The sequence below is a fragment of the Stenotrophomonas indicatrix genome, from assembly GCF_002750975.1.
Taxonomy (GTDB): domain Bacteria; phylum Pseudomonadota; class Gammaproteobacteria; order Xanthomonadales; family Xanthomonadaceae; genus Stenotrophomonas; species Stenotrophomonas indicatrix.
The window spans coordinates 2,557,831-2,582,792 of the sequence record NZ_PEJS01000001.1 but is presented as its reverse complement, the minus strand read 5'-3'; the positions used below and the strand labels follow the sequence as shown (position 1 = coordinate 2,582,792).

Below are 24,962 nucleotides of genomic sequence, written 5' to 3'. Positions count from 1 at the left end.
GTAAACGATTTCAGGTCATTGGACGTTATGCTCTTTCATCGATCAGCCCACCGGAGGAACCGCGCCATGCAGGCACGCCACCTGATGACCGCCGCTGCGATGACCCTGGCCATCGCCGCCTGCAAACCGGCCCAGCAGGAGCCTGCCAAGCCGCGCCCGCCGGTGATCCTGATCGAGGCCGACGCACCGCCGCGGCCGATGAAGCCGGAGCTGCCGCCTCTGTTCGATGACATCGAGCGCCGCACCTTCCAGTTCTTCTGGGATACCACCAACGAGATCAACGGCCTGACCCCGGACCGCTATCCGTCGCGGCCGTTCGCCAGCATCGCCTCGGTCGGCTTCGCCCTGACCGCTTATCCGATCGGCATCGAGAACGGCTGGGTCAGCCGCAACCAGGCGATCGACCGCACCCTGACCACCCTGAAGTTCTTCCGCGACGTGCCGATGGGCCCGCAGCGCACCGGCAAGGCCGGCTACAAGGGCTTCTATTACCACTTCCTGGACATGCAGGAAGGGCGCCGCTACGACAGCTGGGTGGAACTGTCCTCGGTGGACACCGCGCTGCTGATGATGGGCGTGCTGTTCGCCCAGTCGTACTACGACGGCGACGATCCGCGCGAGAAGGAAATCCGGCAGATCGCCGACACCCTGTACAAGCAGGTCGACTGGCCGTGGCTGCAGCAGCGTGCGCCGCTGATCTCGATGGGCTGGTTCCCCGAGAACGGCTTCATCGACCATGACTGGATGGGCTACAACGAGGCGATGATGGTCTACATCCTCGCCCTGGGTTCGCCCAGCCATCCGGTCAGCCCGGATGCGTGGACAGTGTGGACGCGGACCTACGACAACGACTGGGGCGTCTACCAGGGCCAGGAATACCTGTCCTTCGGCCCGCTGTTCGGCCACCAGTACAGCCACGTCTGGATCGATTTCCGCGACATCCAGGATGCCTACATGCGCGAGCGTGGCAGCACCTACTTCCTCAACAGCCGTTCGGCCGCGCTGGCCCAGCGTGAGTACGCCATCGCCAATCCGATGAACTGGAAGGAGTACGGCGAGAACGTGTGGGGCCTGACCGCCAGTGATGGTCCGCAGAACACCACCCAGGAATACCGCGGTGAGCAGCGCCAGTTCCGCCATTACTCGTCGCGCGGCGCAGGCTTGCGCGAGAATTTCGATGACGGCACGATCGCGCCAACCGCAGCGATCTCCTCGGTCGTGTTCGCGCCCGAGGAAGTGATCCCGGCCACGTTGGAGATGCACAAGCGCTACGGCGACTACATCTACTCCAGCTATGGCTTCCTGGATTCGTTCAATCCCAGTTTCAACTACGACATCCCGATCAAGACCGGGCGCGTGGTGCCTGATCGCGGCTGGGTCGCCAGCGACTACATCGCCATCGACCAGGGCCCGATCCTGACCATGATCGCCAACTACCGCAACGACTTCGTCTGGGATGTGATGAAGAAGAACCCTTACATCCGCAAGGGCCTGGAACGGGCGGGCTTCAGTGGTGGCTGGCTGGCGCCGGAAGGCTCCTTCCAGCCGCTGGAGCTGCAGAAGGATGAGAAGGCCGCCGCAGCACGTGCGGTCGGTATCGCCGAATCACGTGCGGCCGCCGCGCAGGAACAGAAAAACAATGCCAACCGCAACACCGGCCAGGGGAAGTAACAAGGTGCACGACTGGAAACACCGCCTGCGACGCTGGGCATTGCCTGCACTGGCCGCGCTGGTCATGGCAGGCTGCGCGCGCCCCGAGCAGGGCACCACCACCGTGCGCTTCTGGGCGATGGGGCGCGAGGCCGAAGTGGTCAGCGAGCTGATCCACGAATTCGAAGCGGAAAACCCCGGCATCAAGGTCGATGTGCAGAACATCCCGTGGACGGCCGCGCACGAAAAGCTGCTGACCGCCTTTGCCGCCGATGGCCTGCCCGACGTGTGCCAGCTTGGCAACACCTGGGTGCCCGAGTTCGCCGAACTCAACGCGCTGACCCCACTGCAGCCGTTCGTGCAGCATTCCACCGTTGTCGATCCGAAGGACTACTTCCAGGGCATCTGGGATACCAACGTGATCCACGACGAGCTGGTCGGGGTGCCGTGGTACGTCGATACCCGCCTGATCTATTACCGCAAGGACCTGCTGGCCAAGGCCGGCTTCGACCATCCGCCGCGTACCTGGGCCGAATGGGACGAGCAGATGGCCGCGATCAAGCGCATGCAGGGCCCGAACCGCTATGCGGTGCTGATGCCGATCAACGAGTTCGAGCAGCAGCTGTCGCTGGCCCTGCAGCAGCCCGATCCGCTGCTGCGCGACGACGACACCCGTGGCAATTTCTCCAGCCCCGGCTTCCGCCGCACGCTGGGGTTCTACGCCAACATGTTCGAGCAGGGCTGGGCGCCGAAGATGTCCGAGACGCAGATCTCCAACGTCTGGGATGAATTCTTCCGCGGCTTCAACGTGTTCTACATTTCCGGCCCCTGGAACATCCGCGAGTTCAAGAAGCTGCAACCGAAGGCACTGGAAGGGCAGTGGGGCACGGCCGCGCTGCCGGGTCCGGACGGTCCGGGCGCCGGCATCGCCGGTGGTACCAGCCTGGTGATCTTCCGCAAGTCGCAGCAGAAGGAAGCGTCCTGGAAGCTGATCGAGTTCCTGTCGCGGCCGGCAATCCAGGCGCGCTTCCACGCGATCATCGGCGACCTGCCGCCGCGTCGCAGCACCTGGAATGCGCCGTCGCTGGCCAACGATCCACTTGCCGCCGCCTTCCGAGACCAGCTGGAGCGGGTCAAGCCGACCCCGAAGGTGCTCGAATGGGAGCGCATCGTGCAGGAAATGCGCATCGTCACCGAACAGGTGGTGCGTGGCGGCCTGCCGCAGGACAAGGCCGTGGCCGAACTGGACCAGCGCGTGGACAAGGTGCTGGCCAAGCGTCGCTGGATGCATGAACAACAACGCCTGCAGCGCAGCGCACCCCCCTCGGGTTCGACCAGTGCAGTCGCGGCCGGGAGCCCGCAATGAAACGTACTTCGCTTGCCGGCTGGATCTTCGCCGGCCCCTCGCTGATCGTGCTTGGTGTGTTCTTCGGCCTGCCGGTGGCTTCGGCGCTGGCGCTGAGCGTGACCGACTTCGACCTGTATGCGCTGGCCGACAGCAGCAACCTGCGCTTCGTGGGTCTTGGCAACTACATCGACCTGCTGCAGACCCCGATGTTCTGGAAGTCGCTGTGGAACACCACCTATTTCGTGGTGATCGGCGTGCCGTTGTCGATCGGTGTATCGCTGGGCGCGGCGATGCTGCTCAATGCCCCGGCCGCGCGCTTCAAGGCGCTGTTCCGCACCGCGCTGTTCGCCCCGGTGGTGACCACGCTGGTGGCGGTGGCGGTGATCTGGCGCTACCTGTTCCACACCAGCTATGGCCTGGTGAACTACGGCCTGGGCCATCTTGGCATCAGCCCGATCGACTGGCTGGGCGATCCCAACTGGGCGATGCCGACCATCATGCTGTTCGCGGTGTGGAAGAACTTCGGCTACAACATGGTGATCTTCCTGGCCGGCCTGCAGGCGATCCCGCATGACCTGTACGAGGCCGCGCGCATCGACGGCGCCTCGCGCTGGAAGCAGTTCCTGCACATCACCCTGCCGATGCTCGGACCGGTGCTGCTGGTGGTCGGGGTGATCACTGTCTCCGGGTACTTCCAGCTGTTCGCCGAACCGTACGTGATGACCCGCGGCGACCCACTGCAGAGCACCGTCAGCGTGCTGTATTTCATGTTCGAGGAAGGCTTCAAGTGGTGGAACCTGGGACGCGCCTCGGCTGTGGCGTTCCTGCTGTTCCTGATCATCCTGGCGGTGACCACCGTGATGCTGCGCTTTGGCCGCAAGAGGCAGTTGGTATGAGTCGTGAAATCGGCCAGTCACGCTGGCACCCGTGGATGATCAATGGCGCGCTGCTGGTGCTGGCCCTGGTCAGCCTGGCACCGTTGCTGTGGATGCTGTCGGTGTCGTTCATGCCGCAGGGCGAGGCCACCCATTTCCCGCCGCCGCTGCTGCCGTCCAGCATCACCACGCACAATTACACCGAGCTGTTCGCGCGCACCGGGATGGGCGGCAACTTCGCCAACAGCCTGCTGGTGTCGCTGGCGATCACCCTCGGTTCGCTGCTGCTCAACACGATGGCCGGCTACGCTTTCGCCAAGCTGCAGTTCGCCGGTCGTGAGCGGCTGTTCCAGGTGCTGATGGCGGCGCTGGTGATCCCGGCACAGGTGGCGATGCTGCCGCTGTTCCTGTTGATGAAGCAGCTGGGCCTGGTCAACAGTTTCGGCGGCGTGATCGTGCCGGCGCTGGCCAGCGTGTTCGGCATCTTCCTGGTGCGCCAGTACGCCCGCTCGATTCCCGATGAGCTGCTGGAAGCGGCGCGCATCGACGGGGCAGGGGAACTGCGGATCTTCTTCCAGATCGTGCTGCCGATGCTGAAGCCGGTGCTGGTGACGCTGGCGATCTTCACCTTCATGGGCGCCTGGAACGATTTCATGTGGCCCTTGATCGTGTTGACCGACCAGGAGCACTACACTTTGCCGGTGGCCTTGGCCACCCTCTCGCGCGAACACATCATGGACGTGGAAATGATGATGGCCGGCGCAGTGGTCACCGTGGTTCCGGTGCTGGCGCTGTTCCTGGTGCTGCAGCGGTACTACATCCAAGGATTGTTGCTGGGGAGTGTGAAGGGATGATGCGTGCGATCGCCGTTGGACTGGGCCTGTTGTGGTCTTCCCTGGCGATCGCCGCACCACCGGCGCTGCCCGCGCCGAAGGTGCTGGATGATTTCGACGACATCAGCGCCTGGAAGCTGGTGTTGTCCGACCAGGTCAGCGGCTCGCTGCGGCCGGTCAGTGGCGCTGGCGGTGGCCGCGCGCTGTGCCTGGATTACGACTTCCATGAGGTCTCCGGTTACGTCGGCATCCGTCGTCCACTGAACATCGAGTACCCGGCCAACTATCGTTTCGGCTTCCAGCTGCGCGGTGATTCGCCGTCAAATGACCTGCAGTTCAAGCTGATCGACGCCAGCGGCGACAACGTGTGGTGGGTCAACCGCCCCGGCTATGCCTTCCCCAAGGCGTGGACGCCGGTGGAATACCGCCGCCGGCAGATCGACAAGGCCTGGGGGCCATCGCCAGAGAAGGACATGGCGCGCAGCGCGTCGATGGAATTCACGATCTACAGCAAGGTCGGCGGTCGCGGTACCGTGTGCTTCGACAAGCTGACCCTGCAGGGGCTGCCCGCGCAGGATGATTCGGCGCTGCGGCCCTCGGTGATCGCCGATACCGCAACCGCGCTGCAGGACCGGATGATCGACGGCAAGTCCGATACCTTCTGGATCAGTGGCGGGGTCAAGCAGCAGACCATCAGCCTGGACCTGCACAAGAGCCGCGAGATCGGCGGTGCGGTGATCGACTGGCTGCCCGACCTGGAAGCGAACCGCTACACCGTGCGTATCTCCGAGGATGGCCGTGACTGGCGTACCGTGCGCGAAGTGACCGCAGGCGCCGGAGGCCGGGACTGGCTGGCACTGCCCGACACCGATGCGCGCTACCTGCGTTTCGATCTGCAGGGCGGGCCGAACTGGCGCTACGGCATCCGTGACATCACCCTGAAGCCGCTGGCGTTCGCCGCGACTCCCAACGCCTTCCTGTCCTCGGTGGCGGCCGACCTGCCGCGTGGCGCATTGCCGCGCGCCTACGTTGGCGAGCAGCCGTACTGGACCCTGCTTGGCCTGGACGGTGGCCAGGAGCAGGCGTTGATCAGCGAGGACGGCGCACTGGAGCCGGCCAAGGGCAGCTTCAGCATCGAGCCGTTCATCCGCCTCGACGGCAAGCTGCTTGACTGGTCGAACGTTGCCATCAGCCAGTCACTGCAGGATCGTTACCTGCCGATCGCCACGGTCGACTGGGTGCACGAGAAGGCCGGCCTGTCGGTGACCAGCTTCGTGCAGGGCACGCCCGAACGCGCCCAGCTGATCGGGCGCTACCGCTTGAGCAATCCGGACAAGGTCGCGCACGAATACACCCTGGCCCTGGCGATCCGCCCGTGGCAGGTCAATCCACCCACCCAGTTCCTCAACACCGTGGGCGGCTTCAGCCGCATCGACAGCCTGGACGTGGGCGAGCAGCTGGTGCGCATCAATGGCGAACCGCGGCTGTATCCCCTGCAGGTACCGGATGCGCGCTTTGCCAGCAGCTTCGACGGCAAACTGGATGCGATGCACCTGGCCAGCGGCAAGCTGCCCGGCACTACTGCGGTGAAGGACGCGACCGGCATGGCGTCCGGCGCACTGCTGTACACGATCAAGCTCGAACCCGGGCAGAGCCGCGAGGTGGCGATCGTGCTGCCGCAGACCGGCAGCTGGGCGCCGCAGGCGCTGGACGTGGCCAAGGCACAGCAGCAGGTCGCGACGATGTGGCGCGACAAGCTGGGCGTGGTGACCCTGCAGGTGCCCGCCGCCGGCCAACCGCTGGTGGAAACCCTGCGCACCGCAGTGGCGCACATGCTGATCTCGCGGGTCGGCCCGCGCCTGCAGCCGGGTACGCGCTCCTATGCACGCAGCTGGATCCGCGATGGCGCGATGATCTCCGAAGGCCTGCTGCGGATGGGTCGCAGCGATGCCGTGCGTGACTACGTGACCTGGTATGCGCCCTATCAGTTTGAAAACGGCAAGGTGCCGTGCTGCGTCGATGCGCGTGGCAGCGACCCGGTGCCGGAGAACGACAGCCACGGCGAACTGATCTACAACATCGCCGAGTACGGCCGCTATACCGGCGACACGGCCTTCCTCGAGCAGATGTGGCCGCATGTGCTGGGCGCCTACAGCTACATGGAGCAGCTGCGGGGCAGCGAGCGCACCGAGGAGAACCGCGCGCGCAATCCTGCCTTCTACGGGATGATGCCGGCCTCGATCAGCCACGAGGGCTATTCGGCCAAGCCGATGCATTCGTACTGGGACAACTTCTGGGCGCTGCGTGGTTACAAGGACGCCGCGCAACTGGCGGCGCAGCTGGGCAAGGTCGAGGCGATGCAGATCAGCGAGTCGCGCGATCAGTTCCGTGATGACCTGCAGGCCTCGCTGCTGGCGGCCATGCAGCAGCACCGCATTGATTACCTGCCGGGCTCGGCCGAGCTGGGTGACTTCGACGCCACCTCCACCACGATTGCGTTGGCGCCCGGCGGCGAGCAGGGGCGGTTGCCGCAGCAGGCGCTGGACGCGACCTTCCAGCGTTACTGGAACGAATTCGTCGCACGCCGCGATGGCAAGCGCGAATGGAAGGACTACACGCCGTACGAATGGCGCAACGTCGCCGCGTTCGTGCGCCTGGGATGGCGTGATCGTGCCTGGCAGGCCACCGAGTTCTTCTTCAAGGATCGTGCGCCGCAGGCCTGGAACCAGTGGGCCGAGGTCGTCTCGCGCACGCCGCGCAAGCCGTTCTTCGTGGGAGACCTGCCGCATGCCTGGGTAGCCTCGGACTTCGTCCGCTCGGCCCTGGACATGTTCGGCTACAACCGCGATGCGGATGAGGCGCTGGTGCTGGCCGCCGGTATCCCGGTGGCGTGGCTGCAGGGCGAGGGCATTGCCGTGCAGGGCCTGCGCACGCCGCAGGGGCAGCTCAACTATCGCCTGCAGCGCAGCGACAAGCAGCTGGTGCTGGAAGTGCAGCCCGGGCTGGTGCCGCCGGCCGGTGGCGTGGTGCTGCCATGGCCGTATGCAGGCGAGCCGGGCCAGGCGACGGTCAACGGCGAGGCGGCGGAATGGGTCAACAACGAGCTGCATGTGCACCAGTTGCCGGCACGCGTCGAGATCGATGTGCCCAGCGCAGTGCGCCGCGCCGAACGCAAGGAAAAGTAAGCATGCGAGGTCCGCTCGGAATCGGTCGCGGTTTCTGCGCGCTGGGGCTGGCGATCGCGCTGGCCCTGCCCGGGCTGGCGCCAGCCGCTGAGCCGGCCAGCGCGGCTGACGCGGCCACAGCGGTCGGCGAACCCGGCATGAGCATGGTCACATTCAACCTGCACCACGACCGCGAGGACTGGCCCAGCCGTCGTCGCACGATCGTGGCCGAGCTCAAGCGCCTGCAGCCCGATGCCATCGCGCTGCAGGAGGTGATCCAGAAGCGCAGCGTGCGCAACCAGGCGCAGTGGCTGGCCAGCCAGCTCGGCTACCGGTACGTATTCGTGTCCACCGATCCGGTGGGTGCACCCAAGCGTTATGGCAATGCGCTGCTGACCCGGCGCCCGATCCTGGCGCATGGCGAGCACCTGCTGCTGCCGCTGGATGACTACCGCACCGTGGCTCATCTGCGCATCGACGTGGACGGCAGGCCGGTCAATGTCTATGCCACCCATCTCAACGAGCGCAGTGACGACGCCGGCCAGCGCATCCGCCGCAGCCAGGTCGAGGATCTGCTGCGTTTCATCGCCGGCAGTTCTGCGGGGGCACCGGTGGTGATTGCCGGCGACTTCAACGCCCTGGTCGATGCCGGCGATCTGAGCGAACTGCGCAGCCACTACGGCGACAGCTACGGCAGCGTGCATGTCAACACCGACCTGGCAGGTGTGAGTACGCTCAACCGCCATTACTACCAGGCGCCGTCGCGGATCGACCACATCTTCTTCCAGCAGGACGAGATGGTCGCGCGCGAAGCGAAGATCCTGTTCGACCAGCCTGATGACGGCGGCCGCTGGGCCTCCGATCACTACGGGGTGTGGACCCGGCTGCAGTTCGCGCCGAAGCCCTGATAACGGCATCGCGTGGCGACGCGGCAGGCGTTCGCTACGGCATCTGATACGTCACAAACAGAAACGGCGGGGATCATCGATCCCCGCCGTTTCGTTGTTGCCGATCAAGGATCGATCAGGCGACCGGTGGCGTGCGCTTGCCGGCGTCTTCGTCTTCTTCCGACGCCTGCGCGTCAGCGGCCTGTGCGGCAGCGTCGGCATGGCCACCGGCGATCGGGTCGACCTGCGCCGGCACGACCGCATCGGCGACCGGCGCAGCGGCGTCCACCGGTGCGGCTTCGACAGCCACTGGGGCTGCCGGCTGCTCGGCAACCGGGGCGACTTCAACCTCGGCCTTCGGTTCGACTGCCGGAGCAGCTTCAACCACCGGCGCAACATCGGCCACCATCGGCTTCGGCTCGGCCACCGGTGCGGCTTCGACCACCGCGGTCGGTTCAGCGACCGGAGCGGCTTCGATCGCAGCAGCGGTCTCGACCACCGGCGGCTTTGCCTCGATCACCGGAGCCACTTCAGGCGCCGGCTGCACCGGCGTCGCTGCATCGATGGCATCCAGCATGCTGGTCTGCACCGGCGACGGGGCCGGTTCGACCTTGGCGACTGCTTCCACCGGAGCCGGAGTCTGCACTGCGGCGGCCACTGGAGCGGCTGCCTCGACCACGGCACTGCTTACGGCAGCAACCGGGGCAACCGCGGCAGCCACTGCAGCCGGCGCACGTGCCGGCTTGCCGGCATCAGCGGCGGCCGGCTCGACTTCGTCATCGAAATCAAATTCCGGCTGCGAACGCGACGGCTGCACGGCGGCTGCCGGTGCGCCGACCGAAGCCGGGGCGGTCTGCTCGACCGAATCGCCGTCGTTGTCCTCGCCTTCGGCATCATCGCCGTCGTCCAGGTCATCACCCAGTACGTCACTACCTGCAGCGTTCTCGGCGCCACCACGACGACGACGACGACCACCGCGACGGCCACGGCGGCGGCGGGTTGCGCCTTCGCCGGTCTGATCGCCTGCGGCATCGGCCGCAGCATCCTCGGCAGCCCCGGTCGCAACCACGACCTCGGCATCGGTCGTTGCGGCGGTGTCCACGGCCGCGACGGTGTCGACCACGTTTTCAGTGGCGACGGCCGGTGCCAGTGCCTTTTCTTCCTGCACCGCAACCGTGGCCGCAACCGCAGTCGTGGTAGCCACGGCAGCAGCAGCGGTCACGACATCGGCCGGGGCTTCGGCAGCGGCACGCTGCGGCTTCTCGGCCGGCTTGTCGCCGTCCTGCGGGCGCGGCTGCCTCGGCTGCTTCAGCTTCGGCTGCTGCTGCCCCTGGCCCTGTTCGTTGCGCGGCTTGTTCTGCTGCTGCGGCTGCTGGGCATCCTTCGGCTTGCCCTGCTGCTGCGGCTGCTGCTGGCCATTGCCATTGGCCTGGCTGCCGCCGTTGCGGCCATCCTTGCGCTGCTCACCGCGGTCCTTGCGGTTGCCGCCGTCCTTCTGCTGCTGCGCATTGCCATTGCCGCCGTTGCCACGGCTGTCCTCGCGACGGTCCTTGCGGTCCTTGTTGCGATCCTTGTTGCGGTCACGGCGGCCGCCATCCTGCTGCGGCTGGCGTGCGGTCGGTGCCGGTGCGGGGGCCGGTGCCGGCTCGCCGCCAAAGATGCGCTTGAGCCAGCCGACGACGCCACCACTGGCGGCGGCTGCCGGGGCCGCTGCGGCCACCGGTGCCGGTGCCGGGGCGGCGACCGGTTCCACTTCCTCGCGCACCGGGGCGGGGGAGTTGTGCTTGACCTGGGTCACCATCGGCGGCGGGATGTTCAGCTGGCCCTTGGTCAGCGCATGCACCGGCAGCTTGCGCGGGGTACCGCGCTGGTAGCTCGGCTTGCCGCTTTCCTCGCCCAGCTCGTTGTCGCGCAGGCGGGTGACGGTGTAATGCGGGGTGTGCAGCTGTTCGTCGGCAACGATCACGATCGGCGCCTCGTGGCGCTTCTCGATTTCGCCCAGCGCGCCGCGCTTTTCATTCAGCAGGTAATTGGCGATCTCCACCGGGGCCTGTACCAGCACCTGCCCGGTGTTCTCCTTCATCGCATGCTCTTCGGCGACGCGGATGATCGACAGCGACAGCGACTCGACGCTGCGCATGCGGCCATGGCCGTCGCAACGCGGGCAGACGATCTGGCTGGATTCGCCCAGGCTCGGGCGCAGGCGCTGGCGGCTCATTTCCAGCAGGCCGAAGCGCGAGATGCGGCCAACCTGCACGCGCGCACGGTCGTACTTGAGTGCGTTGGCCAGGCGGTTCTCGACCTCACGCTGGTGCTTGTTGGAGGCCATGTCGATGAAGTCGATCACCACCAGGCCACCGAGGTCGCGCAGGCGCAGCTGGCGGGCCACTTCCTCGGCCGCTTCCAGGTTGGTCTGGAACGCGGTGTCTTCGATGTCGCTGCCCTTGGTGGCGCGCGAGGAGTTGACGTCGACGGCAGTCAGCGCTTCGGTCTGGTCGACCACGATCGAGCCACCCGACGGCAGGCGCACGTTGCGCTCGTAGGCGCCTTCGATCTGCGATTCGATCTGGAAGCGGTTGAACAGCGGGATGTCGTCCTTGTAATGCTTGAGCTTGCGCAGGGTCTGCGGCATCACCTGCTGCATGAACTCCTTGGCGTGCTCGTACATTTCCTCGGTGTCCACCAGGATCTCGCCGATGTCGGCGCGCAGGTAGTCACGCAGGGCGCGCACGATCAGGCGCGATTCCTGGTAGATCAGGAACGGGGCCGGCTTGCTCAGGGCGGCTTCGGCGATGGCGCGCCAGACGTTCAGCAGGTAATCCAGATCCCACTGCAGCTCTTCCGCATCGCGGCCGACGCCGGCGGTACGGATGATGACGCCCATTTCGTCGGGGATGTTCAGCTTGTCCAGAGCGTCCTTCAGGGCCGCCCGGTCTTCACCCTCGATGCGACGGGAAACACCGCCGGCACTGGGGGAGTTGGGCATCAGCACCATGTAACGGCCGGCCAGGGAGATGAACGTGGTCAGGGCGGCGCCCTTGTTGCCACGTTCTTCCTTGTCCACCTGGACGACGATTTCCTGGCCTTCCCTCAGCAGCTCGCGGATGCCGGCCTTGTTGTGGTCGACACCGGCCTGGAAGTAATCGCGGGAGATTTCCTTCAGCGGCAGGAAGCCATGGCGGCCACCACCGTATTCAACGAAGGCCGCTTCCAGCGAGGGCTCGATGCGGAAGATCCGGCCCTTGTAGATGTTGGACTTCTTCTGTTCCTTGGACGGCTGCTCGATGTCGATGTCATACAACGACTGGCCATCCACGATGGCAACACGCAGCTCTTCAGCCTGCGTGGCGTTGATCAGCATTCGCTTCATTGTTGCGTTCCTCGCAAGCGGCTACCGCGCGGAACGCCATGGAGTTTCGCCTCTGGACACGGCTCGCCGCCCATTCGCGCAAGCGCGGGGAGGGCGGCTTGGGTTTCCAGCGCTACGACACCACGGCAGGCCGCGGGAGCGCTTCAATTTTCTGGTTTTGGGTGTTGCAGGGCCGGAGGCAGCTGTCAGCCAGGCTGGAGCGCCGCACGGGACATGTTCAGCGCGACTGCGTGTCAGGCAATCGGCGATGGCCGGGAACGCCGGTGAGCCGCTAACATGGCCGCCCCGCGGGCGGTGGTCGCGCACTGTGCCGGATTCGTCGGAAGCGGGGCTTCTGGCCCTGAGTAACTTCCAACGAAATCAATCCCTTATCTCGCCCCCCGAGTGTAACAGAATAAACAGGCTGATGACTGCACAAGACCCCACCAAGCCGGCCGGCGACAAGCCTTCCGTGCGCATGATCACCGTTCCGGCCGACCGCGCCGGCCAGCGCCTGGACAATTTCCTGCTCGGCCAGCTCAAGGGTGCCCCGCGCAGCCTGGTCTACAAGCTGGTCCGCAGCGGCCAGGTGCGCGTCAATGGCGGCCGCGCCAAGGCCGAGCGCAAGCTGGAGGCCGGCGACGAAGTGCGGATACCGCCGGTTCGTCTCAGCGAAGAGGGAGACAAGGCGGGGCCGCCCGAGGCGTTCATGCGTCGGCTGGAGCAGGCCATCGTCTTCGAAGATGCCCGGCTGCTGGCGCTGAACAAGCCGACGGGCGTCGCCAGCCATGGTGGCAGCGGCATCAGCTTCGGCGCCATCGAGACCCTGCGCGCTCTGCGCCCCGGGCAGACCCTCGAACTGGTCCACCGGCTGGACCGTGACACCTCGGGCCTGTTGATCGTGGCCAAGAAGCGTTCGGCACTGAGCGAGCTGCAGGCACTGCTGCGTGAAGACCACGGCGCCGGTATCCGCAAGCGCTACCTGACCCTGTTGGCCGGGCGCATGCCGGACGGGGTGATGACGGTCGACGCGCCGTTGCACGTGGGCCTGCGCCAGGGCGGCGAGCGTCATGTGCAGGTCAACGCGATCGGCAAGGAATCCATCAGCCATTTCCGGGTGCTGGAGCGCAAGGGCGGCCATTCCTATTGCGAGGTGCGCATCGAAACCGGCCGCACCCACCAGATCCGCGTGCACGCCCAGCATCTGGGGCATCCGGTCGCCGGTGACGACAAATACGGCGATCCTGCGGTCAACAAGCGGCTTCGTGAGCAGATCGGGCTGAAGCGCCTGTTCCTGCATGCCGCGTCGCTGGAGTTCGCGCTGGACGACGGCAAGAGCCCGTATGTGCTGAACGCGCCGCTGGCCGATGAGCTGGTCGAGGCGCTGGATCGACTTCGCTAAGGGCGGTTCGGCGGCGCCGGGCGTTTGGCTGGAGCCGTCGTTTCCCTGCGATAAGTGGGCTTGTCACTTTCTTTGCTCGTGCAAAGAAAGTAACCAAAGAAACACGCCGCCATCCGCGAGCCAGCGCTGCGCGCCGGTGCCCTGTGCTCCTCGGTCCGCCGAGGGGCGGCGCGGAACTCGCTGCGCTCAAACACCCGCGCCTCTTCGCCCTCGCCGGACCTGCGGTGCTCGGCTCGCTACAAGGCGGACCCGACAGCCGCAGCGTAGACCCCAGGCTGCACGCAGCCTTTGTAGAGTCGAGCAACGCTCGACTCACGCGCGCAGCGCGGGCTTCGCTTTTAATCCTTTCATCGCGCGGCTGGCACGCGCGGAAAAATGAGGGGCACGGGCGGGGTCAGTTCGCGGGGTGTCCGCGGCATGGATGCCGCGGCCAAGCCTCCAGGGACGGATTAACGGCGTCCCCCGCGAACTGACCCCGCCCGGGACCATTCAGAAAGGTTCGGGTGCCAGCCGCGAGGGGGCTCAGCCCGTTGGCCGGAAATCCCTCACCACTTGAACAGCACCAGGCTGATCGCCAGCGTACCCATGCCGGCCACCAGGCCATACACGGTTTCGTGGCCCTTGGCGTAGCGCTTGGCCGCCGGCAGCAGCTCGTCCAGCGCCAGGAACACCATCACACCGGCAATCAGGCCGAACACCCAGCCGAACGTGGCGTGGGACAGCGAGCCGGAAAGCAGTACATAGCCGATCGCCGCGCCCACAGGCTCGGCCAGGCCTGACAGCAGGCTGGCGGCGAACGCGTAGAACTTGTTCTGCGTGGCGAAGTACACCGGCACCGCAATGGCGATGCCCTCGGGAATGTTGTGGATGGCGATGGCGAAGGCCAGCGGCATGCCCACCGACGGGCTCTCCAGCGTCGCGAAGAACGTCGCCAGCCCCTCCGGGAAGTTGTGCGCGGTGATCGCCACCGACGTCAGCAGGGCGACCCGCTTCAGGTATTCGCGGCTGTTCTCGCGGAAGGCCGGGTCCTGCTTGTCCAGGCTGTCATGCGGGTTGGGAATGAAGTGGTCGATCAGCACGATCACCACCACGCCCAGCAGGAAGGCGAGGGTGCCGTAGGTGAAGCCGGTGCGCTCACCATAGGCCAGCGCGAACGAGGCGATGGATTTGTTGAGGATCTCCGACAGCGAGACGTACACCATCGCGCCGCCGGCAAAGGCCAGGCCGAAGGCCAGCAGGCGTGGATTGGGGCGACGCGAGAACAGCACCAGCAGGCTGCCGATGGCGGTGGCAAGGCCCGCAGCGAGGGTGACCGCCAGGGCGATCCAGATGTTTTCGTGGGGAATCTGCAGCATGTACCGACGCGTTCCTTGTCATCAAGCAATCGCCCCGGCACGGGCCGGGGCGGCAAAGGCGAGGCGGGCGTCGGCTGGCCTCGTCACCGGCAGGCGATCAGCCGCCGCGGCGCAGGCTTTCTTCGATGGCGAAGCACTGGTCCGGCTTTGGCTGCGGCGGGTTGAAGCTGACCGGCACCTGGATCGTGGCCGGCACGGCCTCGCCATTGCGGGTGGCTGCCTTGAACTGCCAGCCCTGCACGGCGGTCTTGGCCAGATCGTCCAGCTGCGGGTTGCCCGCGCCGGTCAGCAGGGTGACCTCGCTGGGTTTGCCGTCGGTGCCGATCACCACCTTGAATGTGCTGGTGCCGCCGACGCCGGTGCAGGCCAGTTCCAGCGGGTATTGCGGCGGCGGGGTTTTCACCGCAGCCACTTCGGTGGGTGCGGCAGCCGGTGCTGCCGGCGGTTCGGAGGTGCCGCAGCCGGCCAGGCCGGTCACGGCAAGCAGGGACAGGCTCAGCAATCGCACGTTCATTTCAGTTGCTCCGTCAGGGCCGAAGTCTTCGCTGCGCAGATGAAGTCGTTCTCGCTCAGGCCGCCCACGTCGTGGGTGGAATAGCGGACGACGGCACGGTCGTAGTGGACGCCGAGGTCCGGGTGATGGTCCTCGCCGTGAGCGATCCAGGCCAGCGCGTTCACGAAGGCCATGGTGGCGTAGTAATCCTTGAAGCGGAACGTGCGCACCAGCGCCTGGCCGGCCTCGGCCAGCTCCCAGCCGGGAACCTGCGGCAGCAGTTCGGCCAGCCGGGCCTCGCCCAGCTTGTGGTCGCTGCCTTTGCGCGGCACGCAACGGGCCTGTGCCAGCGGAATCAGGTCGGCCATGGGTTCCTCCACCTCGTGTTGACTGAACAATGCGCCGGCCGGTGTATAAATCGAATGAGCGGCTGACGCTTACTTGGCTAGAATAGCCTGATGATCCAGATCTCCGACACTGCCCAGACCCATTTCCGCAAGCTGATCGAACGCGAGGGCGTGCCCGGCATGGGCGTGCGCTTGAGTGCGGTCGATCCTGGCACCCCGCGTGCCGACGCCCGGCTGGAGTTCGCCGAGCCGACCGATCTGCTCGGCGACGAGTGGGCGGTGGACTGCGATGGCTTCACCCTCTATGTGGACGCCACCAGCGTTGGCTGGCTCGATGGCGCGGAGATCGACATCGTGCCCGGTACCGCTGGTACCCAGCAGCTGACGATCAAGGCGCCGCGGATCAAGGGCGAAGCGCCCGGCGATGCCGCCTCGCTGGTCGAGCGCGTGCATTGGGTGGTGGAAAACGAAGTCAATCCGCAGCTCGCGTCGCACGGTGGCAAGGTCGCCGTGCAGGAAGTCTCGGCCGACGGCGTGGTGCTGCTGCGCTTCGGCGGTGGCTGCCAGGGCTGCGGCATGGCCGACGTCACCCTCAAGCAGGGCATCGAGAAGACCTTGATGGGTCGTGTGCCTGGGGTGACTGCGGTGCGTGACGCTACCGATCACGACAGCGGCCACGCTCCGTATATTCCGCGCGGCAACGCCGCCTGATCGCCAACGCGTGCCTCTGCCCAGAGCCGAGCAACTCATCGACCTGCTGCTGGCGCGCCAGCAGCGACCGCCCATCCTCGAGAAGAGCACCGGCCTGCCGTACGGCTGGGCGATCTGGCTGCGGACGCTGACGCCGCTGCCGCGTCCGTTCCACGCGCGCGAGGTGATCGCAGTGCTGCTGCCGCGGCCGCTGCCCGGGCCTCCGGGGCGCTTGCCGGGGCTGGGGCCATGGGCGTCCCTGCGCCGCCTGTTCTGGCAGGACTGGGATCCGGCGCCGCGTGACCAGCGCTGGATGCGCTGGACCTCGGCACTGCTCAGCGCGTTGCTGCATCTGTTGTTCTTCCTGCTGCTGCTCTGGGTGGCGGTGATCCGCACGTCTTCGCCGGACGAGCAGGGCAGCGAGGGTGAGCGCGTGCAGATTGAATTCGTCGGCCGTGCTGCACAGGAAGGCGGCGGCGACCAGCCCGGTGCCGAGGCGGCTGCCGCTGCGGAGGCCGGTGCTGTAGCCGCAGGCCAGGATGCCGGAGCGGCGACAGCGCCCCGGCCGCAACCGTCTGCACCTACGCCGTCTTCCACTGCCGCTGCCACGGCACCGACCGCCAGCGTGCCGCCGCCGCCCGAGGTGGAGCCGGCGCCGGTGGCCGCACCGCCGCCCTCACCGGTACAGGCCACCGAAGTTGCAGAGGCGACCGCCGAATTCGTGGTGCCGCCGGTCGCACTGCCGCGCACCGAGGTCAGCATCGTGCCTCGCGACACCATTCCGACCGTGCGCGAGCGCAGCGTGCAGCCGGTACAGGCTGCGCCGATAGCAACGCCGGTACGCACGCCCGAGGTGGCAGTGCAGGCTCCCCGCGTGCGCGATGTACAGGTGCAGGAGCGCGAAATCAGCACGGTTGAAGCGCCGGTGGCGCCGCAGCCGATGCGCACCACCGACATCCAGGTACGCGTGCCGCAGCGCGACGTGCAGGTGCGCGAGCGCGAAGTGCAGGCGATGACCGATCCGCAGGTGCGCATGGCCACCGTCGCAGGGCGCGAGCCCACGGTGCGTGCGCCTGCCGGGCGCGAGGTGCAGGTGCGCGAACGGGAGGTTGCTGCCGCTCCGCAACCTGCCGCGTCGACTGCGGCAGGCAACGCGACCACGCCGACGCCGGCACCCGCCGGCAGTTCGGCCCAGAACAGCGCCAGCGTGGCGCGCCCTGCGACGACCAGTACCGCCGCCGCACAGGCGGGCGCCCGTCCGGCACCGGCCCCGGGCAACTGGGCAACGCCCGCCCGCGGTGACGACTGGGGCGCCTCCAGCCGCAATCGCGACGGTGCCAACCAAGGCGCCGCGCAAACCAGTGCGGGCAAGGGCGATGGTCTGTTCAACGCTGACGGCAGCGTACGCGTGGCCGGCCAGGACGGGGCCGGCAAGGCCGAGCGTGGCGCACCCGGTGGGGCCAACGACGGCTGGAGCAAGGAGCGCATCGCCGAGTCCGGCAAATGGTTGAAGCGGCCGCCGTACGACTACACGCCTACCTCGTTCGACAAGTATTGGGTGCCGCAGGAATCGCTGCTCGCCGAATGGGTGCGCAAGGGTGTCAAGGCAATGGAGATTCCGTTGCCCGGTACCAGCACGAAGATTTCCTGCGTGATCTCGATCCTGCAGGCCGGTGGCGGCTGTGGCCTCACCGATCCGAACATGCAGGACCAGCCGGCAGTGGCGCGCCCGCCGCCGGATATCCCGTTCAAGAAAGAGCTGCAGGAAGATAACGGCAGCCGGTAGGGTGCCGCATCCACGCATGGCGTGGATCTACCGTGCATCCAGCTGCGCCGGGTAGATCCACGCCATGCGTGGATGATCCATGGGCTTCACGTGCATGCCGACCGGCCGGCCTCTACCAGGTCATTCGCTCTGTGACAGGAACACCCAGAACGGGACGTCGCGACCTACCCAGTCACGGCTGGCTTCGTCCAGGATGTCCAGCAGCGTGTCGAACTCCTTGCCTGCACCGGCGCGCAGGGCATCGACGTCGGCCAGGAACAGCGCATAGCCATGGGCCGGCAGCCATTGCAGGTCGCGCAGGTTGTCAGACAGGGCATCCCAGTTGCCGCCGAAGCCGGCAGGGAAATCAAGCTGGGCAGCCAGCCGCGCCAGCAGGGTGCGCTTGTCGCCCACGCCCTCCAGGTCGATCCGGATCACCTTCAGGTCGGCATCGCGCATCGCTGCCGACAGCGCGCTGATATCGGAGCTGTCGATCGCGTAGACGCCGGCATTGTTGATGTCATGCAGGCCGAGGCCGAAATCATCGTGGCTCATGGGCGTTCTCCGGAGGGCGGTACGGTGAAGCTGCGGAACGATTCGTAGTGATCATCGGTGTAGTACCAGGCATCGGGCGGGTTGCCACCGGTGACGATGCGCCGCGCGCCGCGGTTGCCGGCACCGGGCGTGTCGACGGTGTACTCGCGGTAGTAGCCACGCGGGCGCTGTGGCAGCTGTTGTTCGCGGTTGCCGAAGGTGCTGCCGTCCTGCCGATGCGGGAACGGGCCGCCGCGCTGGATCAGCGCGATGGTCTGGCGGGCCTCGGCCGGAAGGAAGCCGGGCAGGCCGCTGTCGCTGTTGCTGCGCAGCGCCGGTGCGTTGGCCGCCGGAGTGCCCTGCAGGTCGGGCGCGAACTGCGGCGGCGGCGGCCGTTGCAGGAAATGATTGACGACCAGGCCGAGCAGCAGCAGGACGATGGCAGTGATCAACAGCCGGGGGTTGCGCATGGGCAGGAGCAGGCGAGGGTGGTGCGCCCACTGTAGCGCCTGCGCGCTGCACCCTGCATGAGGGCGCGCGCCGCGTCACCGCTGCGTAACAATTGCCGGCATGCTCACCCGCAGGACGCAATTTCCTTTACATCCCCCTTGGTAATCTGGCGGTCTGTCCCCATCATTCACCGCGCAACGCCCGACACCGTCGGGTGCCCTCGCAATCAGGAGATGCATCATGGCCTACACCCTGCCCAAGCTGTCCTACGCCTACGACGCGCTGGAACCGCATATCGATGCGGCGACGATGGAAATCCATCACACCAAGCATCACCAGACCTACATCAACAACGTCAACGCGGCGCTGGAAGGCACCGAGTACGCCGACCTGCCGGTCGAAGAACTGGTGAAGAAGCTGAAGTCGCTGCCGGAGAACCTGCAGGGTCCGGTGCGCAACAACGGTGGCGGCCATGCCAACCACTCGCTGTTCTGGACCGTGATGGCTCCGAATGCTGGCGGCAACCCGGTGGGCGACGTGGCCAAGGCCATCGACAAGGACCTGGGCGGCTTCGACAAGTTCAAGGACGCCTTCACCAAGGCTGCGCTGACCCGTTTCGGCAGCGGCTGGGCATGGCTGAGCGTGACCCCGGACAAGAAGGTCGTGGTCGAGAGCACCGGCAACCAGGACAGCCCGCTGATGGAAGGCAACACCCCCATCCTCGGCCTGGACGTGTGGGAACACGCGTACTACCTGAAGTACCAGAACCGTCGTCCGGAATACATCGGCGCGTTCTTCAACGTCATCGACTGGAACGAAGTCGAGCGCCGTTACCAGGAAGCGATCGCCTGAGAACGGTAGCGCCGGGCCATGCCCGGCGGCTTCAACAGAAGGCCGGGGGAGACCCCGGCCTTTTTTTTTGCGCATCGGTAATGCCGGCCGCTGGCCGGCAACCTCATCGTTCTCATTCGGTGGTGGCAGCCACGTCCTGCAGCCGCAGCGTCGCCATCACGCCCAGGCGCAGGCCGGGCAGGTCGCCATCGGCGGGCAGCATGATCGCCTGCTGGCGGATGCCGCCGAAATGCTTGACCTGGAACAGCACATCCAGCCCATGGCCACTGGCGCCGCCGCCGCTGGCCGCCGGTGCGCCGGGATTGCGCCGGGCCGGCTGGAAGCCGGGGGTGCTGCGCACCAGCTCGACGGTGCTTGCGGAAAAATCCCCGGCGATCAGGCTTGGCATGCCCTCGGCCGTGGCGCCGATCCAGGTCATCAGGTCGCTGGTCTGATGCTGTCGGGCCGTGGCCTCATCCGGCTCCGGCCGCAGGCGCGCGACGTAGACGTTGACGTCGTTGTCGCCCAGCCGCAGGCGCATCATGCCGGCGGCACTGAAGGTGCCCGGCGGATGCAGCAGGGTGACGCCGTCCTCGCTGACCGGCAGCCGGCTGAGCATCGCGTTGCCATGCCGGACCGGCTGGCTCGGCGGGTCTGCGGTGACGAAATCGCAGCTGTATCGCAGCCGGCTGGCCAACCAGCAGGCCGGGTTGCGCCCTTGCTGCTGCAGGACCTGCTGCACCGAGATCACATCCGGCTGCAGATCGGTCAGCAGCTGCAGCACCTGTTCGCGGCGCTGCTTCCATTGCCCTTCATCACGGCTGGGCAGTTCCAGCGCGGCGACGGTCAATTGCCGCACCTCCGTGGCAACGCCGGCGGCCGGCGGCGCCTGCGGTCGCGCCAATGCAGGCACGGCCAGCATGAGGGCAAGGCAGCTGGACAGGATGCGGGCAAAGGGGAGGGGGCGCATAACGATAAGTTTACGCTTTTGCCGTGCAGGTTCCGTGACTTCCGGCAGGGCCGCCCATGCCTGCCATGCTTTGGCGCGCCTGTCATGCAGCCCTGCAGCGTGCTTCGCACGCACAGGTTCCGGTACTCTTGCGCCTTTCGTTTTGCAGGAATGCCTTACAGGATGAGCCACGACGCAGTCGCCCCCATCGCCGGCCAGGGAAAGATGCCGCGCCAGATCCCGTACATCATCGGCAATGAGGCCTGCGAGCGGTTCAGTTTCTACGGGATGCGCAACATCCTGGTGCAGTTCCTGATCACCTCCCTGCTGCTGCAGGAAATCACGGCCGAAGGCCGTGCCGGTGAAGCCAAGGACATCATGCACAGCTTCATGATCGGCGTGTATTTCTTCCCGCTGCTCGGTGGCTGGCTGGCCGACAAGTTCTTCGGCAAGTACCACACCATCCTGTGGTTCAGCCTGGTCTACTGCATGGGCCATCTGTGCCTTGCGCTGTTCGAGGGCAGCCGTGGCGGCTTCTTCCTCGGCCTGGGCCTGATCGCGCTGGGCGCCGGTGGCATCAAGCCGCTGGTGGCCTCGTTCATGGGCGACCAGTTCGACCAGAGCAACAAGCACCTGGCCAAGATCGTCTTCGACGCCTTCTACTGGATCATCAATTTCGGCTCGTTGTTCGCCTCGCTGCTGATCCCGCTGGTGCTGAAGAACTGGGGCCCGCAGTGGGCGTTCGGTATTCCGGGCATCCTGATGTTCATCGCCACCTTCGTGTTCTGGCTGGGCCGCAAGCGCTACGTGCTGGTGCCGTTGCCGCCGAAGGACCCGCATTCGTTCGCCAATGTGGTGCGCACCGCGCTGACCACGCGGGTGGCCGACCAGGGCCGTCCGGGCCTGGTGATCGCCGTGCTCGGCCTGGTGCTGGCGGTGGCCTCGTTCGGCCTGGTCGGCTCGCTCGGCATCGTGATCTGCCTGTGCCTGGCGCTGGTCTCGATCCTGGCAGGCATCGGTGGTGGCACCTGGCTGCAGCTGGACCGCGCGCGCGGCCAGCATCCGGCCGAAGCCGTGGAAGGCGTGCGCTCGGTGCTGCGCGTGCTGGTGATCTTCGCCCTGACCACGCCGTTCTTCTCGCTGTTCGACCAGAAAGCCTCGACCTGGGTGCTGCAGGGCCAGCAGATGCAGATGCCGAGCTGGTTCACCGCCTCGCAGATGCAGGCGCTGAACCCGTTGCTGGTGATGATCCTGATTCCGTTCAACAACCTGGTGCTGTACCCGGCCCTGCGCCGCTTCGGTTTCGAGCCCACCGCGCTGCGCCGGATGACCGCCGGCATCGCTTTCAGCGGCCTGGCCTGGATCGTGGTGGGTGGCATCCAGGTGGTGATGGATGGCGGCAATGCGATGTCGATCTTCTGGCAGATGCTGCCTTATGCGCTGCTGACCTTCGGTGAGGTGCTGGTCTCGGCCACCGGCCTGGAGTTCGCCTACAGCCAGGCCCCGCAGGCGATGAAGGGCGTGGTGATGAGCTTCTGGAACCTGACCACCACCATCGGCAACCTGTGGGTGCTGCTGTCCAATGCGGCCGTACGCAACGAGACGGTGACCCACCAGATCGCGGGGACCGGGTTGAGCGAGGCGGCATTCCTGATGTTCTTCTTCGCCGGCTTCGCCTTCATCGCGGCGTTGGCCTTTGGTTGGTATGCACGACGCTATCGTATGGTCGACAACTACCGCACCGCCTGAGCCTGACATGACCCCCGTCAATCTGCTGTTGATCGCCATCACCGCCATCCTGTCGTGGATGGCGTTCAACAACCGCAAGCTGGCCGACCGCCTGATCCTGTGGCCGCCGGCGGTGGATCGCCACCGCCAGTACGACCGCCTGATCACCTACGGCTTCATCCATGCCGACTGGTCGCACCTGATCTTCAACATGATCACCCTGTTCTTCTTCGGGGGGTTCATCGAGAGCGTGATGGTGCAGCTGACCGGCAGCTACCTGGTCTATCCGGCGTTCTACGTCGGTGCGTTGCTGGTCTCGATCCTGCCCAGCTACCTGAAGAACCAGAAGAACCCGAACTACCTCAGCCTCGGTGCGTCCGGGGCGGTGTCGGCGGTGCTGTTCGCCTTCATCCTGATCAAGCCGTGGTCGATCATCCTGGTGTTCTTCATCCCGGCGCCGGCGATCGTCTATGCCGCGTTCTACGTCGGCTACAGCATCTGGATGGACAAGCGCGGTGGCGATCGCATCAACCACAGCGCGCACCTGGCCGGTGCGGCGTTCGGCGTGATCTTCATGCTGGCCATGCAGCCGAGCATCTTCAGTCACTTCCTGCGCGAACTGTCCAACCCGACCTTCCGCCTCGGCGGCGGCTGAGGGTGGCCGGGGTCGGATCCACTGGATCCGACCCCCGGGGCCGCGGCCCCGCTCCGGGTCAGGCCCGGGTCTGCTGACCGTAGGTATCGAGCAGGCGGGAGAACACTTCCTCGCCGATGCTCTGGAACGCCTGGTCTTCGGTCTGTCCCTCCACGGCCAGTTGCAGCAGGCCCTCCAGCAGGGCGTGATCGGTATCGGATTGGGAATCGCTGGGGTGCATCACGGGCCTCCACGGCAGATCGCTTGGTCAACTGTCGCAAGGGGCATGCCAGGCTGGCGCACCCCTGCAGAGGGGTTAGCGGCCGGTTGGCCTGAAGCTTGAGGGCAACAACTGACGCAACGGGCGCAGACTTGTCCCTGTTCAGACTTCACGCGATCATGGCGCCCGCGTGCGCACCATCCACGCAGTCGCCGCAGGAGACAGTCCCATGGCTTCGGTCACGCCCCCCGGTCTGGCTTACGAGGTCGAACACGATCAGGTCAACCACCGTTTCACCGCCCGTGTGCGTGGGCAGGTGGCACTGTTGGAGTACCAGATCAAGCGCAGGCGGATGGTCATCACCCATACCGAAGTGCCCGAGCCGATCGCCGGCCGCGGCATTGCCGGTGAGCTGACCCGGGTCGCACTGCGTTTCGCCCGTGAGCAGAAGTACAAGGTGGTGCCGGCATGTGCCTATGCCGAGGCCTTCCTGCAGCGGCACGAGGAGTACCACGATCTGCTTGTGGGCTGAATCCAGCGGGCCACCCTTCAGCCAGGGCAGGCGATGATGCATGAACATGAACAGGGGATCCCGATGAAGATTGGAAACAACCGGCCACTGCACGCCAGCGTGCTGGCCGGCGCTATGGGCGTGCTGTTGCTGGCCGGTTGCCAGCGCGAGAACGAGGCGGCTCCGGCCACCGATGCCGCACCTGCGGCCGAAGCCACCGGCACCGCCGAGGCACCCGCGGCGGAAGCGCCGTTGGATCTGCGCGATGTGATCGAGAACAACGAACGTGAAGTGGTCGGCATCAGCTACCCGGCGGGCATCGATCGTTATCCGGGCTTGGCACGCGCGCTGCAGGCCTATGCCACCTCCGCCCGCAGCGATCTGCAGCAGGCGCTGGACGGGCTGGGCAACGACAAGCCGACCATGCCCTATGAGCTGTCGCTGAGCTTCGAGAAGCTGCTGGAGACGCCGCAGCTGGTGGTGGTCAGTGCCGACGGCAGCCGCTACACCGGCGGCGCCCATGGCGAACCGCTGGTTGCTCGTTTCGTGTGGCTGCCGGCGCAGCAGCAGATGCTGAGCGCCGACAAGCTGGTGGCCGATGCCAAGGGATGGAAAGCGATCAGCGATTTCGTCGCCGACCAGCTGCGCGAGCGTGTGGCCACCCGCCTCAGCGGCGAGGACATGGACCCGTCGCAGCTGCAGGAATCGCTGCGCAATGCCTCGCGGATGATCGCCGACGGCACCGGTCCGCAGGCCGACAACTTCAGCCAGTTCCAGCCGCTGACCGACGACAAGGGACAGATCACCGCGCTGCGCTTCGTGTTCCCGCCCTACCAGGTGGGTCCATACTCGGACGGCACCCAGACCGCCGATGTGCCGGCCTCGGTGTTGTTGCCACACGTGGCCAAGGACTACGTGGAGCTGTTCGCACGCGGGTAACCGTAGAC

22 protein-coding genes are annotated in these 24,962 nt (G+C 66.4%); 14 read left to right on the top strand and 8 right to left on the bottom strand.

What is annotated here, in order from left to right; genetic code table 11:
* The first annotated feature begins 66 nt into the window (after positions 1 to 66).
* The 6 genes from CR918_RS11990 (at position 67) to CR918_RS11965 (ending at position 8,778) form a co-directional block, all read left to right on the top strand.
* Positions 67 to 1,671: a glucoamylase family protein gene (locus tag CR918_RS11990; protein ID WP_080148417.1), complete on the top strand. Its 1,605-nt coding sequence runs from the start codon at positions 67 to 69 to the stop codon at positions 1,669 to 1,671.
* 64 nt (positions 1,672 to 1,735) lie between these two features.
* Positions 1,736 to 3,016 carry a sugar ABC transporter substrate-binding protein gene (locus CR918_RS11985; RefSeq protein ID WP_165780919.1) on the top strand — a complete coding sequence of 427 codons (1,281 nt, stop codon included), beginning with the start codon at positions 1,736 to 1,738 and terminating at the stop codon, positions 3,014 to 3,016.
* Entirely contained in the window at positions 3,013 to 3,894 is an 882-nt protein-coding gene (locus CR918_RS11980; protein ID WP_025876513.1) for a carbohydrate ABC transporter permease, read from the top strand. The genes CR918_RS11985 and CR918_RS11980 overlap by 4 nt, the downstream gene beginning before the upstream one ends.
* Positions 3,891 to 4,727, top strand: coding sequence for a carbohydrate ABC transporter permease (locus CR918_RS11975; protein ID WP_025876515.1), 837 nt, complete (start codon positions 3,891 to 3,893; stop codon positions 4,725 to 4,727). The genes CR918_RS11980 and CR918_RS11975 overlap by 4 nt, the downstream gene beginning before the upstream one ends.
* Entirely contained in the window at positions 4,724 to 7,891 is a 3,168-nt protein-coding gene (locus CR918_RS11970; RefSeq protein WP_099784790.1) for a discoidin domain-containing protein, read from the top strand. The genes CR918_RS11975 and CR918_RS11970 overlap by 4 nt, the downstream gene beginning before the upstream one ends.
* Positions 7,892 to 7,893: 2 nt before the next feature.
* Positions 7,894 to 8,778 carry an endonuclease/exonuclease/phosphatase family protein gene (locus tag CR918_RS11965; protein WP_099843060.1) on the top strand — a complete coding sequence of 295 codons (885 nt, stop codon included), beginning with the start codon at positions 7,894 to 7,896 and terminating at the stop codon, positions 8,776 to 8,778.
* 115 nt (positions 8,779 to 8,893) lie between these two features.
* On the opposite strand, the gene CR918_RS11960 is transcribed toward CR918_RS11965, so the two are convergent.
* The gene (locus tag CR918_RS11960; RefSeq protein WP_099843059.1) at positions 8,894 to 12,127 is read right to left on the bottom strand and encodes an Rne/Rng family ribonuclease; all 3,234 of its coding nucleotides are present in this window, start codon (positions 12,125 to 12,127) and stop codon (positions 8,894 to 8,896) included.
* Positions 12,128 to 12,533: 406 nt separating this feature from the next.
* Here CR918_RS11960 and CR918_RS11955 point away from each other — a divergent pair, with 406 nt between their 5' ends.
* On the top strand, positions 12,534 to 13,508 hold the full coding sequence (locus CR918_RS11955; protein WP_025876523.1) for an RluA family pseudouridine synthase: 975 nt from the start codon (positions 12,534 to 12,536) through the stop codon (positions 13,506 to 13,508).
* A gap of 545 nt (positions 13,509 to 14,053) precedes the next feature.
* Here the strand turns inward: CR918_RS11955 and zupT are convergent.
* The 3 genes from zupT to CR918_RS11940 all read right to left on the bottom strand — a co-directional run bounded on the left by zupT (position 14,054) and on the right by CR918_RS11940 (position 15,724).
* Positions 14,054 to 14,863 (bottom strand): zinc transporter ZupT, encoded by an 810-nt coding sequence (gene zupT, locus CR918_RS11950; protein WP_099843057.1) that lies wholly within the window; start codon positions 14,861 to 14,863, stop codon positions 14,054 to 14,056.
* A 97-nt stretch (positions 14,864 to 14,960) separates the two neighbouring features.
* Positions 14,961 to 15,377, bottom strand: coding sequence for an energy transducer TonB (locus tag CR918_RS11945; RefSeq protein WP_025876723.1), 417 nt, complete (start codon positions 15,375 to 15,377; stop codon positions 14,961 to 14,963).
* A complete protein-coding gene (locus tag CR918_RS11940; RefSeq protein WP_025876725.1) occupies positions 15,374 to 15,724 on the bottom strand; it encodes a 4a-hydroxytetrahydrobiopterin dehydratase in 351 nt (116 codons plus the stop codon). The genes CR918_RS11945 and CR918_RS11940 overlap by 4 nt, the downstream gene beginning before the upstream one ends.
* Before the next feature lie 90 nt (positions 15,725 to 15,814).
* Here CR918_RS11940 and CR918_RS11935 point away from each other — a divergent pair, with 90 nt between their 5' ends.
* Both CR918_RS11935 and CR918_RS11930 read left to right on the top strand, forming a co-directional pair.
* Entirely contained in the window at positions 15,815 to 16,414 is a 600-nt protein-coding gene (locus tag CR918_RS11935; protein WP_049466593.1) for an NfuA family Fe-S biogenesis protein, read from the top strand.
* Positions 16,415 to 16,424: 10 nt separating this feature from the next.
* Complete coding sequence (locus CR918_RS11930; protein ID WP_099843056.1) at positions 16,425 to 18,179, top strand: hypothetical protein; 1,755 nt, start codon at positions 16,425 to 16,427, stop codon at positions 18,177 to 18,179.
* 120 nt (positions 18,180 to 18,299) lie between these two features.
* On the opposite strand, the gene CR918_RS11925 is transcribed toward CR918_RS11930, so the two are convergent.
* Together CR918_RS11925 and CR918_RS11920 are read right to left on the bottom strand one after the other, a co-directional pair.
* The gene (locus CR918_RS11925) at positions 18,300 to 18,713 is read right to left on the bottom strand and encodes a barstar family protein (protein WP_032978803.1); all 414 of its coding nucleotides are present in this window, start codon (positions 18,711 to 18,713) and stop codon (positions 18,300 to 18,302) included.
* On the bottom strand, positions 18,710 to 19,162 hold the full coding sequence (locus CR918_RS11920; protein ID WP_099843055.1) for a guanyl-specific ribonuclease: 453 nt from the start codon (positions 19,160 to 19,162) through the stop codon (positions 18,710 to 18,712). The genes CR918_RS11925 and CR918_RS11920 overlap by 4 nt, the downstream gene beginning before the upstream one ends.
* 220 nt (positions 19,163 to 19,382) lie before the next feature.
* Between CR918_RS11920 and CR918_RS11915 the strand changes: the two genes are divergently transcribed.
* Positions 19,383 to 19,994 (top strand): superoxide dismutase, encoded by a 612-nt coding sequence (locus tag CR918_RS11915; protein ID WP_005410310.1) that lies wholly within the window; start codon positions 19,383 to 19,385, stop codon positions 19,992 to 19,994.
* Positions 19,995 to 20,106: 112 nt separating this feature from the next.
* On the opposite strand, the gene CR918_RS11910 is transcribed toward CR918_RS11915, so the two are convergent.
* Complete coding sequence (locus CR918_RS11910) at positions 20,107 to 20,943, bottom strand: endonuclease/exonuclease/phosphatase family protein (protein ID WP_099784780.1); 837 nt, start codon at positions 20,941 to 20,943, stop codon at positions 20,107 to 20,109.
* A gap of 162 nt (positions 20,944 to 21,105) precedes the next feature.
* Between CR918_RS11910 and CR918_RS11905 the strand changes: the two genes are divergently transcribed.
* Both CR918_RS11905 and CR918_RS11900 read left to right on the top strand, forming a co-directional pair.
* On the top strand, positions 21,106 to 22,671 hold the full coding sequence (locus CR918_RS11905) for a POT-type proton-dependent oligopeptide transporter (protein WP_099843054.1): 1,566 nt from the start codon (positions 21,106 to 21,108) through the stop codon (positions 22,669 to 22,671).
* A gap of 7 nt (positions 22,672 to 22,678) precedes the next feature.
* Positions 22,679 to 23,305, top strand: coding sequence for a rhomboid family intramembrane serine protease (locus CR918_RS11900; protein ID WP_025876742.1), 627 nt, complete (start codon positions 22,679 to 22,681; stop codon positions 23,303 to 23,305).
* A gap of 58 nt (positions 23,306 to 23,363) precedes the next feature.
* Here the strand turns inward: CR918_RS11900 and CR918_RS21165 are convergent, their stop codons facing one another.
* Positions 23,364 to 23,525 (bottom strand): hypothetical protein, encoded by a 162-nt coding sequence (locus CR918_RS21165; RefSeq protein ID WP_162887673.1) that lies wholly within the window; start codon positions 23,523 to 23,525, stop codon positions 23,364 to 23,366.
* Between the two features lie 208 nt (positions 23,526 to 23,733).
* Here CR918_RS21165 and CR918_RS11895 point away from each other — a divergent pair, with 208 nt between their 5' ends.
* Both CR918_RS11895 and CR918_RS11890 read left to right on the top strand, forming a co-directional pair.
* Positions 23,734 to 24,036, top strand: a complete 303-nt coding sequence (locus CR918_RS11895) for a GNAT family N-acetyltransferase (RefSeq protein WP_025876743.1) — start codon at positions 23,734 to 23,736, stop codon at positions 24,034 to 24,036.
* A 36-nt stretch (positions 24,037 to 24,072) separates the two neighbouring features.
* A complete protein-coding gene (locus CR918_RS11890) occupies positions 24,073 to 24,954 on the top strand; it encodes a DUF3298 and DUF4163 domain-containing protein (RefSeq protein ID WP_033832197.1) in 882 nt (293 codons plus the stop codon).
* Positions 24,955 to 24,962: the final 8 nt, after the last annotated feature.